Below are 14,995 nucleotides of genomic sequence, written 5' to 3'. Positions count from 1 at the left end.
TGGGGATGGCAGGATCGCAAGCGCGATTTTCGCCAGCCTTTCAGCGCCCCGGGCCGGGTCAGGGCGCCTTCAGCAGCGGCAGCGTGATGGCGACTTTCAGTCCGCCACCTGGGCGGTTCAGGAAGCTCAGGCGGCCGCCGAAGTGCTCCACCGCCTCGTGCGCGATGGCCAGGCCGAGGCCGGTGCCGCTGGCAGCGGTGCCCGGCGCCCGGAAGAAGCGCTCGCCCAGCCGTGGCATCACGTCGTCGGGCACGCCAGGGCCGTTGTCTTCCACATACAGTTCGACATCATTGTCGTCCAGCGCGTGCACGCCCACCGTGACGGTTGCATTGCGGCCGGCATAACGCAGGGCGTTGTCGATCAGGTTGTCCAGCGCTTCCTGCAGCATGGCGCCGTTGCCGAGTACACGCAGCGGATGGGGACTGCCGCGGTAGCCCAGATCGATGCCATCGCGGATCGCCTCCGGTACGCGCATGCCGACCCACTGCGGTACCAGCTCGCACAGGTCCAGTGCCTCCACGGTATCGGGCACGGTCTGCGCCCGGCTCAGTGCCAGCAGCTGGGTGCTGACCCGCGCGGTGCGCTGGTTGAGCCGGCGGATGTGCTGCAGCGCCTCGCGCACTGTATCGGGGTCGCCATGTGCCAGCGCCTGGTCCACGTGCAGGGCCATGCCCGCCAGCGGCGAACGCAGCTGGTGCGCGGCATCGGCGATGAAACGGTTCTGCAGGGTGATCATTTCCGCCTGGCGGGCAAACAGGTCATCGATGGTGCTGATCAGTGGCTGGATCTCCTCGGGCACGTCGGCATCGGAGATCGGCGCCAGTTCGCCACGGCGCTGGGCCAGGCGGGTCCTCAGCGGGGTCAGGATGCGCAGGCCATAGGTCACGCCGAACCAGACCAGCGCTGCGGTACCCAGCGCCAGCATGGTCATCAGCGGGATGATGATCATCAGGATCTCGCGCGCACGCTGCCGGCGGTCGGCCATGCTCTCGGCCACGGTCACCGCCAGCTGGTCCTGCGGATCGTTCATCGCCTGCGTGCAGACGGTGGCCATGCGCACCTGCTGGCCATTGAGGTTGCCGTCGTACAGCGCCGGATGCACACCGGTGCAGTCCTGCGAAGGGGCGTACGGGCTGAAGTCTGCATTGCCGCTGAGCGTACCCATGCGGCTGCTGTCGACGTTGAAGTAGCGATGGCCGTCGGGGTCGTACTCGATCAGGAAGCGCGCCTGCGGAGACAGGTCGCTGGTCACCGGCATGGTGCTCAGCATCTGCGCGAACGAATGCGTGTCGTCGATCAGGTTGCGGTCGTGGATGCGGTTGGAATAGTCCAGCGCAACGTAGTAGGCCAGGATCGTGTTGAAGGTGAGCAGGCCCAGCATCGGCAACGCCAGAAAGGCGAGCAGGCGCCGGCGCAGGCTGGGCGGGCCACTGATCACGGCGTGCTTTCGTCCTGCGCGTCTTCCAGCATGTAGCCCAGCCCGCGCACGGTGCGGATGCCCATGCCGCCGGGCTGCAGCTTGCGGCGCAGGCGGTGCAGGGCGATGTCCAGGCCGTTGTCGGTGAGGTCCTGGCCCCAGTCGCACAGCGCCTCCACCAGTTGCGCGCGCGACACGATGCGCTCGGCGCGTACCGCCAGTGCCGACAGCAGGCCGAACTCGCGCGCGGTCAGTTCCAGCGACTGGTCGTCGATCCACACGCGGTGCCCGGCCAGGTCCAGGCGCAGGCGGCCGATGCGCAGGTCCGGGTTGCCATTGCTGGTGACCCGCCGCAGCTGCGCACGCACGCGTGCTTCGAACTCGTCCAGCGCGAACGGCTTGACCAGGTAGTCATCGGCGCCCAGGTCGAGCACGCGCACGCGCTCGGCCAGGCCGTCGCGGGCGGTCACCACCAGCACCGCCAGGCCATCGCCGCGCTGACGCAGGCGCTGCAGCACATCGCGGCCATCCAGCTGAGGCAGGCCCAGGTCCAGCACCAGCAATGCGTACTGGGTCGAGCCCAGTGCCGCGTCGGCGTGCGCGCCGTTGTCGACGTGGTCAACCACGTGCCCCTGCCGGCGCAGCGAGGCGCACAGGCCGGAGGCGATATCCGGGTCGTCTTCAGCAATCAGAACGCGCATGCGCGGGGGCTCCTGTAACGGTCAGGCCCACCGGATGGACGGGGTGGGCCTCTCTCGGCTGCCGAGGGTAGCCGCAAACCGGGTGAAGGTGGAGCGCGCCGCCGCCGCCCGGTGCCGTCGCGCTGTCCCTTCATTCAGTCCTGCAGGCCCGGCTCACCCGGCGCCAACGGCACCCGCGAGCCGTCCAGCAGGCCACGGCTGAGCCTGCCATCCTCGATGAACAGCAGTTCGCCGTTCTCGCCGTTCTTGATGCTGCTGTCGATGGCGATCACGCGGTCGCCATGGAAGCTGCTGACGTGTGGCATCGAGGTGTGGCCGACCACGATGCGTTTGAGCTGCAGGCGGTCGAGTACGGTCTGCACCCCCGCGGTGTCGAGGCGGCCATCGAAGTAGCCGCGGTACCAGATCGGGCTGGTCTTGCCGTCATACAGCGGTGCGGTGGCCGGGTCGGCCTTTACTTCGGCCTTTGGCAGGCCCAGTGACGCCTGGTAGGCCGCATTGGTGCGCGCCGGGTCCAGCGCCAGCTGCACTGCCTCGGGCGAAATGCCGCCGTGCAGGAACAGGGTGTCGCCGATCTTCAGCAGCACCGGGCGGGTGCGCAGCCACTGCCCGATCACCGAATCGGCACCGTACAGCTGCGGGTAGCTGCGGCCGAGCAGCTGCGCGCTGCGCAGGTACTTCGGGTTGACGTAGCGCAGGTCGTCGTACAGCACCATGGTTTCGTGGTTGCCGAGCACGAAGTGCACCGCGCCGCCGGCGGCGGCCGCCTGCTGCTGCAGGCCATACAGCAGCCAGAAGGCCTCGGTCACCTGCGGGCCGCGGTCGAACACATCGCCGGCGATGACAAGCGTGTCCTTGCCCAGCGCCCAGCGATCCTGGGCATCGATGACCTGGTGGGCGCGCAGCAGGCGCACCAGCAGCCCGTACTGGCCATGGATGTCGGACAGCGCAACGATGCGCGGCACGGCCGGCAGCACGGAAGCCGAAGGCGCATTCGGGGCAGCCACGTGCACCGTGTGCTCGTAGCCGCAGCGCGGGGCGATGTCGGTACCTGCGGCCTGCGTGGCAAGCGTGTGCGACTCGACCTTGTCGTCGCAGATCCATTTGGCCTGCAGCTGGTCGCCCTGGCGGAACACATAGGGGCCATCGGCCTGCACGTGGTCGGCGGGCGCGGCAACCTCGCGGGCCTGCGTGGTTGCTGTGGCGCAGGCCAGCAGCGGCAACAGCAGGGCGGTCAGCAGGGAAGGGCGATCGCGCGACATCGGCGGCATCCAGTGGCGGAAAGACCCGATGCTAACCGGCGCGGGTGTTCGTCGGTGTGCGCGAATGGGCGGATCAGGTGTCGCGCCCGCCGTCCCTGAGCTTGCGCACGCGGGTGGCGGTGGGCTGAAGTGGCTGGCCGTCGCGCCCGCGCGGCTGCATGTAGGGCAGCGGCCGCCGCGTCGCCGATTCGATCAGCTGTGAATGGGCTTCACCGGCCTCGAAGCGATGGCGTTCCGCCCATTGGCGCAGCGCGACCAGCAGCGGGAACAGTTCCTGGCCAGCGGCGGTGAGCACGTATTCCTGGTAGGCCGATCCATCGGAGGCCGGTTGCAGCTGCAGGATGCCGGCCTCTACCAGCCGGCGCAGGCGGTCGCTGAGGATGTTGCGGGCCGCGCCGAGGCTGCGCTGGAAATCACCGAAACGGGTGACGCCATCGAAGGCATCACGGATGACCAGCAGCGCCCAACGGTCACCGAGCAGATCGGCGCTGCGGGCGACGGGGCAGGGGCTGTCGGCGTGCATGGTGGACCTCTCTGATGTGGTTGCAGTTTAAAACCAATGGCAGTAGCCTGCATCAGGTTTCAAATTGCAACCACGTCATGAGTGTCACATCGCTTCCCCGCCCGCTGCTGGTCCTGCTTGCGGTTGCCGCCGGCGCCAGCGTCGCCAACGTCTACTACGCGCAGCCGCTGCTGGATCAGCTTGCACGCGCCTTTGCGCTGGACCGGGCCGTGGCCGGCGCGGTGCTGGCTGCTACCCAGGCCGGTAGCGTGCTGGCGTTGCTTGGCCTGCTGCCGCTGGCGGACCGTGGTGACCGGCGACGCCTGCTGCGGCTGCAGTTGATCGCATTGGTGCTGGCGCTGCTGTGGCTGGCAGCGTCACGCACGGCGGGCTGGCTGTTGTCGGGCATGCTGCTGGCCGGCTTGCTGGGCACGGCGCTGACCCAGGGCCTGATCGCCTATACCGCCATGCTGGCACCGCCCGAGCAGCGCGGTCGCGTGGTCGGTGTGGTGCAGGGCGGCGTGTTCATCGGCCTGCTGCTGGCGCGCGTGGTGTCCGGTACGGTGGCGGCGGCCTTTGGCTGGCAGATGGTCTACCTGTTGTCAGCGATGGTGATGGCGGGGTTGGCGGCGCTGCTGTGGCGGCGCCTGCCCGCAGTACCGGTGCCGTCGGTTCCCCCACGCTGGCGCGAGCTGCTGGGCTCGATGCTGGGCATGCTGCGCCGCGATCGAACGCTGCGCGAGCGTGGGCCGCTGGCACTGCTGCTGTTTGCCGGCCTCAATGTGTTCTGGGCGGCGGCACCCTTGCCGCTCTCGGCGCCACCGCTGCATTGGTCGACCGCCGCCATCGGTGCACTGGGCCTGGCCGGGGTGATCGGTGCGCTGCTGGCGGCGCGGGTAGGGCACTGGATGGACCGTGGTTTCGCGCATCCGGTTAGCGTCGGTGCGCTGTTGTTGATGCTGGTTGCGTGGTGGCCCTTGCTGGGCCTGCCGCAGTCGCTGTCGTTGCTGCTGTTGGGCGTGATTGTGCTCGACCTGGGTGGGCAGGCACTGCACGTATCAAACCAGGCATTGCTGCTGCGCGCGCCGGCTGAACAGCATGGACGCCTGGTGGCTTTGTACATGCTGTTCTATGCGGTGGGCAGTGGCGCCGGTGCAGCGGCCGGGCCGTGGATGCAGGCGCGCCATGGCTGGCCGGCGGTATGCCTGTTGGGGGCGGGCATCGCGTTGCTGGCGCTGCTCTGGTGGGCAGCGTGGCGGGTGGTGGCGGTGAAAGCAGCGGCCGGCGGCCGCATCGGTAGTGCCGGCTGTCAGTAGAGTCGACTGTCAGTCGACTGCTCTTCGCCCTGCGTGCGAAAAACCCCGCGGTGCGCGCGATAGTCGACCCGCGGTCGACTCTACCTGTCCTGCCGTCATCGCTGCAGTGCGCGCCGTCCCGGGGCTTCCTGCAGGTCCGCACTGGCCACCACCACGCGGTTGCGGCCGCTGCGCTTGGCCTCGTACATTGCCGCGTCGGCACGGGCCATCAGCCGCTCGTAGTCCGGATGGCCATCGTGGCCGGCCACGCCGATGCTGGCGGTCAGTGCCAGCACCTGGCCGTTGGCCAGTACCACCGGCGACTGCGCGATCTGCCGCCGCAGGCTCTCGGCGATCACGGTCGCCTGCGATTCGCTGGCAGCCACCAGTACCACCACGAATTCTTCGCCGCCATAGCGGAACAGGTAGTCGCTGCCGCGCGTGAGCTGGCCGAGCAGGCCGGCGACGTGCTGCAACGCGCGGTCGCCGGCATCGTGGCCGTGGCCGTCGTTGATTGCCTTGAAGTGATCCAGGTCGAGCAGCAGCAGCGAGAATGGTGTGCGGTTGCGTGTGGCCAGCTCGATTTCCCGGCGCAGCACGGTGGGCAGGAAGCGACGGTTGAGCAGGTTGGTCAGCGCGTCGCTGCCGGCATCCAGTTCGCCGATGCGCTCGAACAGCAGTGTCATCAGGGTGCGGATGGCGGCCAGGTCCTCGCGGATGGCCGGCAGCACCGCCAGTCGCTGCGCCGGAGCATCGCCGCTCGCGCGCTGCAGGTGGCCATCAATGCGGGCCATCAACTGGCCCACCTGCTGCGTTTCGCTGCTTTCGCCGAAGCTGGGGATGCCCTTGTGGGTGAACCACAGGCCGAACTCCGAGGTGGCCAGGCTGGCGTTGTCGCTGGCCTGCACGTGGCCGGCCAACGCGTAGAGCAGGGCGTTTTCCCAGTCCAGCAGCAGTGCGCGCTGGCGCTCGCGTTCGGTACCGACGTTCTGTACCAGCGAGAACAGTCGGTAGGCGGCGTCGGCACGGGTGGAGCGCTCGCGCGCGTGGGTGTAGGCCAGGGTCATGCCTTCCATGGCGATGTCCATGATCGCGCTGAGGCAGTCGATGGCGGCGAATGCGGTGCCGCTGTCCGGTGCATCGTCACGCAGGCGCACGAACAGTTCGTGCTTGAGCACACGCGCACCGCGGGTAACCAGGTCGACCGGAATGCCGACGCGGGCGTGCACGTCGCCGATGATCCGCTGCGAGGCCACGGTGTTGGCGATGCCGCTGGCATCAGTGGTCAGCAGCTGCGCCAGCCAGCGCTGCATGGCCGGCTGCAGGCGCTGCTTGACCTGGTCGTGGGACAGGAAACGGCGCGCACGGGTGTCCTGCAGCAGCACTTCGTAAAAGCGCTGGGCCAGCGCGGGTGGGGCATCGGTAGCAGCGGCCTTGAGCAGCGCGGTGGCGGCAGGGCCGGCCTGCAGCAGACACTGCTGCCAGGCCTCGGCCAGCGGCTGGCTGGCATCGTCCAATTGGGGTGGTTCCACGTCGATCTCTGACTGCGTACGGCAAACCACGGGTATCGGCCGCGGCGGCATACGGTTGATGGCGGGTTAGCCGGCCAGTTTACGCGCGGTGCAGGGTTGCACGGTGCGCAAACCACATCGGCGCCGCTGCGGCAATGAGTGAACGCATTTGAGAATCAATCGCATTGATGGGAGAATGCGCGCACGGAACGGGCTGCAGGTGCCTGCTGCAGGACTGCTCCGCCTCCCCCTCGTCGTTGCCTCAAGCCCTTTGCCAGAGGCCCCGTAGCCCTGCCAGAAGGTCCTGATCATGTCCCCTGCCGTTGTCCTTTCGCCGCGCCCGCTGGCGCTTGCCGTTGCCGCCCTGCTGGCCGGCAGCGCTCTGACCGCCCACGCCGAAACCGACGCCACCGATATCGACACGGTGCACGTCACCGCCTCGCAGATCGCGCGCCAGGCCCTGGGTACCTCCACCATCACCGCAGAGGACATCGCCAGGCGCCCGCCGGCCAACGACATCGCCGAGCTGCTGCGGACCATGCCCGGCGTCAACCTGACCGGCAACAGTGCCTCGGGCCAGTACGGCAACAACCGCCAGATCGATCTGCGTGGCATGGGCCCGGAAAACACCCTGATCCTGGTCGATGGCAAGCGCATCGGTGCGCGTGACGCCGTGCGCATGGGCCGCAGCGGTGAGCGCAATACGCGCGGCGATACCAACTGGGTGCCGGCGGAAATGATCGAGCGCATCGAGGTGCTGCGCGGCCCGGCGGCGGCGCGCTATGGCTCCGGTGCGTCGGGCGGCGTGGTCAACATCATCACCAAGCGCCCGACCGGCGACCTGACCGGCGCGGTCGACCTGTATGGCCTGGTGCCCGAGCACAGCGCCGAAGGCGGCAGCGAGCGCGTCGGCCTGCAGCTGAGCGGGCCGATGACCGACACCCTGTCGTTCCGCCTGTACGGCAATCTCAACAAGACCGACGCCGATTCGCTGGAACTCAACCGTGACTTCGCGACGAATCCGAACGCGGTGCCGCCGGCCGGTCGCGAGGGCGTCAAGAACCGCGATGTCAACGCGCTGCTGCGCTGGGACGTGACCGCCAACCAGGTGGTCGAATTCGAAGCCGGCACCAGTCGCCAGGGCAACATCTATGCTGGCGACCGCGCGGTCAGCACCACCGGTACCTCGACACCGATCGATCTGGGGGCGTTGGCCGAGCAGCAGGCCGAGACCAACCGCATGTACCGCAACACCGGCGCGATCACACATCGCGGCCGCTGGGGTGATGTGACCTCGCGGGTAACGGCTGCAGTGGAGGCGGTGAACAACTCGCGCATCAACGAAGGCCTGGCCGGTGGCCCGGAGGGCAGCTTCAACGGCACCGACTGGTCGACCTCGCGCCTGCGCAACTACCAGCTGGACGGCGAAGTCAGTTTCCCGACCACGCTGGGTGGTGCCGAGAACATCTGGACGCTGGGCTTTGAATACCTGGACAGCCGCCTGACCGACCCGTACTCGATGAGCCAGTCCAGCAGCAGCGGCGGCGGCATCCCGGGGCTGTCGGCCGATCGCGCACGCGGCAAGTCCGACGCGCAGACCACCGCCGTGTTCGTGGAAGACAACATCTACCTGGGCGAGCGCTGGATCGTCACCCCGGGCCTGCGCTTCGACCACCACAGCCAGTTCGGCAACAACACCAGCCCCAGCCTCAACGCGCAGTTCCGCATCAACAGCGACTGGGTGGTGAAGGGCGGTATCGCCCGTGCATTCAAGGCGCCGAACCTGTACCAGTCGAATCCGGACTATCTGTATTACACCCGGGGCAATGGCTGCCCGAATGCACTGCCGAGCCTGGGCGCCGGCTGCTACATGCGCGGCAACTCGGACCTGAAGGCGGAAACCAGCCTGAACAAGGAACTGGGTATCGAGTGGGCACCGCAGAGCGGCTGGCAAGCGTCGTTGACCTACTTCCACAACGACTACAAGGACAAGATCCAGGCCGGGTACAACCAGATCGGGCTGACCGCCGACACCAAGGGCCGCATCTTCCGCTGGGAGAACGCACCCAAGGCGATCGTGCAGGGTCTGGAAGGCAACCTGGTGGTCCCGCTGCTGGGCGAGCAGGGCAACCGCCTGAAGTGGAGCAACAACTTCACCTACATGGTGGAGAACGAGAACAAGAGCACCGGCCAGCCGCTGTCGGTGATTCCGAAGTACACCGTCAACACGATGCTGGACTGGCAGGCCACCGACAAGCTGTCGGTGCTGCTGACCGGCACCTTCTACGGCAAGCAGAAGCCGGCCACCACCAACATCAACAATGATCCGCGCTGCACCGGCACCTGCGATCCGTCGATCGCGCTGCAGGACCGTGGTGCGTACAACATCTGGGGCGTGAGCGCGCGCTACAAGGTGACCGAGACGGTCAGCTTCGGTTTCGGCGTCAACAACCTGGCCGACAAGCGCCTGTTCCGCGAGGCCAACAGCAGCGATGCCGGCGCGGCGACCTACAACGAGCCGGGCCGCGCGTACTGGGCCAGCCTGCGCTTCGGGTTCTGACCGCAGGCGGACGTCGGTCCGCTGCGTCCGCCAGGCGTGGCCTGGCGTTGCCGGCCGCGCTCCGGTAGCGCCGGGCCATGCCCGGTGAGGGACCGCGTGGCCTGCAATGTTATAAACACCGTGATAGTTTCCCAACGCCCTCCGGCGTAGCCTGCCTCCCATCGCAAAGGAGCTGTTGCCATGGGCCACGACCACGATCACCTGCCATCCGAGATCCGCCACGAGAAACCCTTGTGGTGGGCGCTCGGCCTGACCTCCACCTTCCTCGTCGTCGAGGTGGTAGGCGCGTTCTGGACCAACAGCCTGGCGCTGCTGTCCGACGCGGCGCACATGGCCACCGATGCTCTGGCATTGATGATCGCGCTGGTCGCGGTACGGCTGAGCCGGCGCCCGCCGGACGCGCGCCGCACCTACGGCTATGCACGCCTGGAAGCGCTGGGCGCGATGATCAATGGCGCGATGCTGTTCGTGGTCGCCGGCTATATCCTGTGGGAGGCCATTGGACGTTTCCGCGAGCCGCAGGAGATTGCCTCGTCAGGCATGCTGGTGATTGCCGCAGCGGGCCTGGTCATCAACCTGATCTCGATGCGCCTGCTGCAGGCCGGCAGCGGTGAGAGCCTCAACGTGAAGGGGGCCTACCTGGAAGTGTGGGCGGACATGCTCGGCTCGGTGGCCGTGATTGCTGGCGCGCTGTTGATCAAGTGGACCGGCTGGAAGCCGATCGATCCGATCCTGGCGGTACTGATCGGCCTGTGGGTGTTGCCGCGCACCTATGTGCTGATGCGCGAGGCGATCAACGTGCTGCTGGAAGGCGTGCCCAAGGGCATGGACGTGGCCAAGGTGCGCGACAGCCTGTCCGGCCACGCTGCGGTACTGGACGTGCATGACCTGCATGTGTGGGCGCTGGCCTCCAGCACCCCGGCGCTGACCGCGCACATCGTGATGCGCGACGGCACCGATGCCGATGCGCTGCGTCGTGATCTGGGCGGGCGCCTGCACGATGACTTCGGCATCGAGCACGTGACGCTGCAGATCGAAGCGGACCATTGCGGCGAAGCCTGTGGTGAGCCGGCGCCGGCCAAGGGCGGCGAGCACGAGGGCCATGAAGGCCATGACCACGGCGAAGACGCGCAGGGCCATCGCGGCCACGTGCATCGCTGAACGAGGATGGCGACCGCTCCGGGTGATGCCCGGTGCGGTCATTCGTCCCGTCGCGAGGCCAGCCGGTCTGCCAGCCGCGTCGGCTCCGGCAGCCGGTAACCGCGCAGCGTGCGCTGCACCCAGTCCAGCGCGGTATCCGCACTGACCCGATGGCCACCGGCCACGAACAGCGGCTTGCAGCGAATCTTGCTGCGCAGCACCCAACCCAGTTGCTCATCGCCGTCCAGCAGCGGCGTATGCGCACCGGCCTCGGCACCCGGTTCGACGAACCGGCCCACCAGTTTCGACTTGGCGACGCCGATGCTTGGCAGGTCGGTGACCACACCGAGGTGAGCGGCCACCCCCAGCCGGCGCGGGTGGCTGATGCCATGGCCATCGACGAACACCAGGTCCGGCGTGCGCGGCAGCAGCGCCAGCGCGGCCAGCAGTGCCGGCAGCTCGCGGAAGCTGAGCAGGCCGGGGATATAGGGCATCACAGTGGGGATGCGCGCGATCTCCTGCGCCACGGGCTGCAGCGTCTCTGCGTCCAGCAGTACCGCCGCGGCGCGGGTGATGGCGCCATCGTCCTCGAAGCCGACATCCAGCCCGGCCAGCCAGCGCACGTTGCGTGGCAGGCGGTCCTGGCGCTCCACGCGGCCGGCCAGCTGGAGCTGCTGCGCGCGTGCAGCGGCGACGCTGCCTTCCCAGCGCCCGGGGTCGATCACCGTATTCATTGGTCACAGCATTGCATGCGCGGTGCCACGGCCCGGTGAGCGGCGCCCGGGGCTACAATGGCGGCCTGCCTTTCCTCGCGTTGGAGACCCTGCAGTGACCCGTAAACTCGTACTGTTGCGCCATGGCCAGAGCCAGTGGAACCTGGACAACCGCTTCACCGGCTGGGTCGATGTCGACCTGACCGAGCAGGGGCGCCGGGAAGCGGCCGCCGCGGGTCGCCTGATGCGCGAGGAAGGCCTGCAGTTCGACGTTGCCCACACCTCCGTGCTCAAGCGTGCCATCCACACCCTGCAGGGTGCACTGGCCGAGCTGGAACAGGACTGGCTGCCGGTGAACAAGTCCTGGCGCCTCAACGAACGCCATTACGGCGGCCTGCAGGGCCTGGACAAGGCCGAGACCGCCGCCAAGCACGGCGAGGACCAGGTCAAGGTGTGGCGTCGTTCGTACGATATCCCGCCGCCGGCCATGGACCTGGAGGATCCGGGTCACCCGATCCATGACCGCCGCTACGCTGGCCTGGACCGCAACGCGCTGCCGGGCACCGAATCGCTGGCCACCACGCTGGACCGCGTGCTGCCGTACTGGCACGACGCCATCGCGCCGCAGCTGAAGGACGGCAAGACCGTGCTGGTCACCGCCCACGGCAATTCGCTGCGCGCGCTGTACAAGTACCTCAACAACGTCTCGCGCGAGGAAATCCTCGAGCTGAACATCCCGACCGGCATCCCGCTGCTGTTCGAGTTGAACGACGACCTGACGGTGAAGTCGTTCCGCTACCTGGGCGACCCGGAAGCGGCGCGCAAGGCCGCTGAAGCCGTGGCCAACCAGGGCAAGGCGAAATAAAACAGAAGGCCGGCGCAAGCCGGCCTTCGCTTTTTGTAGAGTCGAGCCATGCTCGACTGCTGTTGGCCTCTTGCCGCAAGGACAATAAACCCGGAACGGAGAGCAGTCGAGCATGGTTCGACTCTACATAAGCGCGTCCTGTGACCTTTGGCCGGTCCCACCGCAGGCCTCCCCGGCTACCCTGTGAAATTACCCGCAGGAGAGCCTCATGAACGTCCGCAACCTGGTCCCGCTGGGCCTGACCATCGCCATCGCTGCCTCGCTGGCGGCCTGTGGCAAGAATGAAACCGCGCCGGCGGCCAGCGCCGACGCCAAGCCGGCCTTCGACCTGTCGCAGATCAAGACGCCGCTGATCTCGCTCAACAGCGCCGACCTGGATCCGGCCATTTCGGCCTGTACCGACCTCAATGGCTTCGTCAACAGCAAGTGGCTGAAGGCCAACCCGGTGCCGGGCGACCAGACCACCTGGGGCAGCTTCGAGATCCTGCGCGAGCGCTCGCTGGAAGTGCAGCACGCACTGGTGCAGCAGGCCGCGGCCAGCCAGGCCAAGGCCGGCTCGGTGGAAGCCAAGATCGGTGACATCTGGAAGACCGGCAACGATGAAGCCAAGATCGAAGCCGCCGGCCTCGCTCCGCTGCAGCCGCAGCTGGACAAGATCACCGCGCTGAACGACACCGCCGCCATCACCCAGTACCTGCGCGACAGCCAGGCCGAGGGCAAGGGCGTGCTGTTCTCGCTGTTCGCCAATGCCGACTACAAGGATTCGGCCAACGTCATCGCCTATGTCGGCCAGGGCGGCCTGGGCCTGCCGGAGAAGGGCTACTACTTCGATGACGCGCAGGCCAAGATCCGCGACGCCTACGTGGCCTACATCGCGCAGGTGCTGACGCTGTCCGGCGTGGACGCGGCGCAGGCTGCCGAGCAGGCCAAGGCCGTGATGGCCTTCGAAACCCGTCTGGCCAAGGCCTCGATGTCGCGCATCGAAATGCGTGACCCGGCCAAGCGCTACAACCCGCTCAGCGCGGCTGACGCCGACAAGCTGACCCCGAACTTCAGCTGGACCGCGCTGTTCGACACCCTGAAGGTGCCGGCCGCGCAGAAGTTCTCGCTGGCCCAGCCGGGCTTCTTCGGTGAAATGGACAAGATGCTGGCCGACGTGCCGGCCAGCACCTGGCAGGCCTACCTGCGCTTCCACACCATCGACGACGCCTCGCCGTACCTGAGCAGCCAGTTCGAGAAGGCCAACTTCGAATTCTATGGCACCACCCTGCGTGGCCAGAAGGAAATGCAGCCGCGCTGGAAGCGTGTGCTGGAGTCGGTCAACGGTGGCATGGGCGAAGCCCTGGGCCAGCTGTACGTCGATGCCGTGTTCCCGGCCGAATCCAAGGTGGCCATGCAGCACCTGGTGGAAAACCTGTCGCAGGCGCTGAAGGCGCGCCTGGAGCAGCTGCCGTGGATGGGCGAAGAAACCAAGAAGAAGGCACTGGAAAAGTGGGCCAGCTTCACCCCGAAGATCGGTTACCCGGACAAGTGGCGTGACTGGGCGGGCCTGCAGACCAACGGCGACAGCTACCTGGGCAACATGCAGGCGGCACGTGCGTTCAACTACCGCTACATGCTGGACAAGATCGGCAAGCCGGTGGACAAGACCGAGTGGGGCATGACCCCGCAGACCGTCAACGCGTACTACAACGCCACCAAGAACGAGATCGTGTTCCCGGCGGCGATCCTGCAGGCACCGTTCTTCGACGCCAAGGCCGATCCAGCGCTGAACTACGGCGGCATCGGTGCGGTCATCGGCCACGAAATGATGCACGGCTACGACGACTCGGGCAGCCAGTTCGCCGCCAACGGCAACTTCGACAACTGGTGGACCGATGCCGACCGCAAGGCCTTCACCGAGCGTACCGACCAGCTGGTCGCGCAGTTCGACGGCTATGAATCGGTGCCGGGCGTGTTCGTGAAGGGCAAGCTGACCCTGGGCGAGAACATCGGCGACCTGGGTGGCCTGACCGTGGCCTACGACGCGTTGCAGATGGCGCTGAAGGAGGACCCGAAGGCGAATGTCGAAGTGGACGGCCACAGCCAGGACCAGCGCTTCTTCATGAACTGGGCCACCGTGTGGCGCCGCAACTTCACCGATGGTGAGTTGCGTGTCCGCTTGAACACCGACCCGCACGCCCCGGCGAACTTCCGTGCCAACGGTGCGCCGTCGAACATGCCGTCCTATGCCGCTGCATTCCAGTGCAAGGCCGGCGATGCGATGGTGCGTGCCGACGACAAGCGCGTGGTGATCTGGTAATCGATCGCACGTGATGCGTGATGCAGAAGGCCCGGCGAATGCCGGGCCTTTTGTTTGTCTGATCGGTAGCGCCGGGCCATGCCCGGCGGATCTCAGGCCAGCGCTGGTTCCTGCGCCAGCATGCGATGGAAGCGCTGCAGCACATAGGGATCGATCAGGCCGCCGGACTGCTCGTCGATGATGCGCAACGCAGTCTCGCGTTCCATCGCTGCGCGGTAGGGGCGCACGCTGGTCATGGCATCGTAGGCATCCGCAACGGTGACGATGCGTGAGCCCAGCGGAATGCTCTCGCCACGCAGGCCGTCGGGATAGCCGCTGCCATCGAAGGCTTCGTGATGGGCGCGGATCAGCCGCGCGACCGGTGCCGCATCGCTGCGGCCGGTGGCCAGGAAGATGTGCTCGCCACGCACCGGATGCTCGCGCATGATCGCGCGTTCCTCGTCGGTATGCCGGCGCGGTGTCAGCAGTACATCGTCGGGGATGCCGATCTTGCCGATGTCATGGAAGCGCGCGGCCAGGCCGATCTGCGAGCAGGCATCGTCATCGAGATCGCAGTGCGTGGCCAGGCGCTGCGCGAGCAGTCCGACGCGATCGCAGTGGTGGCGGGTGTAGGCGTCGCGCATCTGCAGCGACATCGAGAGGGCATCGATCAGGCAGGCCTGCGCGTGCAGCAGGTCGGGGGCGGGTACGGCGTCAGGAAACATGGTCATCCGCCCGCACCGGGTGG

12 protein-coding genes are annotated in these 14,995 nt (G+C 67.4%); 5 read left to right on the top strand and 7 right to left on the bottom strand.

Annotated elements, in window-relative coordinates:
- Nucleotides 1-58: 58 nt before the first annotated feature.
- From QRO95_RS09855 to QRO95_RS09840, 4 genes are all read right to left on the bottom strand, one after another.
- Nucleotides 59-1,438 carry a sensor histidine kinase gene (locus QRO95_RS09855; protein ID WP_005412674.1) on the bottom strand — a complete coding sequence of 460 codons (1,380 nt, stop codon included), beginning with the start codon at nucleotides 1,436-1,438 and terminating at the stop codon, nucleotides 59-61.
- Entirely contained in the window at nucleotides 1,435-2,118 is a 684-nt protein-coding gene (locus tag QRO95_RS09850; RefSeq protein WP_049424529.1) for a response regulator, read from the bottom strand. The genes QRO95_RS09855 and QRO95_RS09850 overlap by 4 nt, the downstream gene beginning before the upstream one ends.
- A gap of 134 nt (nucleotides 2,119-2,252) precedes the next feature.
- Nucleotides 2,253-3,380: a metallophosphoesterase gene (locus QRO95_RS09845; protein ID WP_285302437.1), complete on the bottom strand. Its 1,128-nt coding sequence runs from the start codon at nucleotides 3,378-3,380 to the stop codon at nucleotides 2,253-2,255.
- A gap of 73 nt (nucleotides 3,381-3,453) precedes the next feature.
- Entirely contained in the window at nucleotides 3,454-3,903 is a 450-nt protein-coding gene (locus QRO95_RS09840) for a helix-turn-helix domain-containing protein (protein WP_285302436.1), read from the bottom strand.
- Nucleotides 3,904-3,980: 77 nt separating this feature from the next.
- On the opposite strand from QRO95_RS09840, the gene QRO95_RS09835 reads away from it, so the two are divergent.
- Nucleotides 3,981-5,198 (top strand): MFS transporter, encoded by a 1,218-nt coding sequence (locus QRO95_RS09835; RefSeq protein ID WP_285302435.1) that lies wholly within the window; start codon nucleotides 3,981-3,983, stop codon nucleotides 5,196-5,198.
- A 95-nt stretch (nucleotides 5,199-5,293) separates the two neighbouring features.
- On the opposite strand, the gene QRO95_RS09830 is transcribed toward QRO95_RS09835, so the two are convergent.
- Entirely contained in the window at nucleotides 5,294-6,709 is a 1,416-nt protein-coding gene (locus QRO95_RS09830; RefSeq protein WP_285302434.1) for a diguanylate cyclase, read from the bottom strand.
- Nucleotides 6,710-6,998: 289 nt separating this feature from the next.
- Here QRO95_RS09830 and QRO95_RS09825 point away from each other — a divergent pair, with 289 nt between their 5' ends.
- Both QRO95_RS09825 and QRO95_RS09820 read left to right on the top strand, forming a co-directional pair.
- Nucleotides 6,999-9,248, top strand: a complete 2,250-nt coding sequence (locus QRO95_RS09825; protein ID WP_049462383.1) for a TonB-dependent siderophore receptor — start codon at nucleotides 6,999-7,001, stop codon at nucleotides 9,246-9,248.
- A 180-nt stretch (nucleotides 9,249-9,428) separates the two neighbouring features.
- Nucleotides 9,429-10,409: a cation diffusion facilitator family transporter gene (locus QRO95_RS09820; protein WP_032127521.1), complete on the top strand. Its 981-nt coding sequence runs from the start codon at nucleotides 9,429-9,431 to the stop codon at nucleotides 10,407-10,409.
- A gap of 38 nt (nucleotides 10,410-10,447) precedes the next feature.
- Here the strand turns inward: QRO95_RS09820 and nfi are convergent, their stop codons facing one another.
- Nucleotides 10,448-11,122: a deoxyribonuclease V gene (gene nfi / locus QRO95_RS09815; RefSeq protein ID WP_153856864.1), complete on the bottom strand. Its 675-nt coding sequence runs from the start codon at nucleotides 11,120-11,122 to the stop codon at nucleotides 10,448-10,450.
- Nucleotides 11,123-11,216: 94 nt separating this feature from the next.
- Between nfi and gpmA the strand changes: the two genes are divergently transcribed.
- A complete protein-coding gene (gene gpmA / locus QRO95_RS09810; protein ID WP_004150217.1) occupies nucleotides 11,217-11,966 on the top strand; it encodes a 2,3-diphosphoglycerate-dependent phosphoglycerate mutase in 750 nt (249 codons plus the stop codon).
- 208 nt (nucleotides 11,967-12,174) lie between these two features.
- Nucleotides 12,175-14,268, top strand: a complete 2,094-nt coding sequence (locus QRO95_RS09805) for a M13 family metallopeptidase (protein WP_285302433.1) — start codon at nucleotides 12,175-12,177, stop codon at nucleotides 14,266-14,268.
- 92 nt (nucleotides 14,269-14,360) lie between these two features.
- Here QRO95_RS09805 and QRO95_RS09800 read toward each other — a convergent pair whose 3' ends face one another.
- Nucleotides 14,361-14,978 (bottom strand): HD-GYP domain-containing protein, encoded by a 618-nt coding sequence (locus tag QRO95_RS09800; RefSeq protein WP_032127517.1) that lies wholly within the window; start codon nucleotides 14,976-14,978, stop codon nucleotides 14,361-14,363.
- Nucleotides 14,979-14,995 lie beyond the last annotated feature (17 nt).

This window comes from Stenotrophomonas maltophilia group sp. Smal13 (genome assembly GCF_030236855.1).
In the GTDB taxonomy this organism is placed as follows: domain Bacteria; phylum Pseudomonadota; class Gammaproteobacteria; order Xanthomonadales; family Xanthomonadaceae; genus Stenotrophomonas; species Stenotrophomonas maltophilia_A.
The sequence above is the reverse complement of the archived record's forward strand: the minus strand, read 5'-3'. Positions and strand labels throughout refer to the sequence as shown.

Coding starts and splice junctions, on each gene's coding strand:
- QRO95_RS09845 (WP_285302437.1), bottom strand. CDS start 3,380: ATGTCGCGCGATCGCCCTTCCCTGCTGACCGCCCTGCTGTTGCCGCTG.
- QRO95_RS09850 (WP_049424529.1), bottom strand. CDS start 2,118: ATGCGCGTTCTGATTGCTGAAGACGACCCGGATATCGCCTCCGGCCTG.
- QRO95_RS09825 (WP_049462383.1), top strand. CDS start 6,999: ATGTCCCCTGCCGTTGTCCTTTCGCCGCGCCCGCTGGCGCTTGCCGTT.
- QRO95_RS09805 (WP_285302433.1), top strand. CDS start 12,175: ATGAACGTCCGCAACCTGGTCCCGCTGGGCCTGACCATCGCCATCGCT.
- QRO95_RS09800 (WP_032127517.1), bottom strand. CDS start 14,978: ATGACCATGTTTCCTGACGCCGTACCCGCCCCCGACCTGCTGCACGCG.
- QRO95_RS09840 (WP_285302436.1), bottom strand. CDS start 3,903: ATGCACGCCGACAGCCCCTGCCCCGTCGCCCGCAGCGCCGATCTGCTC.
- QRO95_RS09835 (WP_285302435.1), top strand. CDS start 3,981: ATGAGTGTCACATCGCTTCCCCGCCCGCTGCTGGTCCTGCTTGCGGTT.
- QRO95_RS09820 (WP_032127521.1), top strand. CDS start 9,429: ATGGGCCACGACCACGATCACCTGCCATCCGAGATCCGCCACGAGAAA.
- nfi (WP_153856864.1), bottom strand. CDS start 11,122: ATGAATACGGTGATCGACCCCGGGCGCTGGGAAGGCAGCGTCGCCGCT.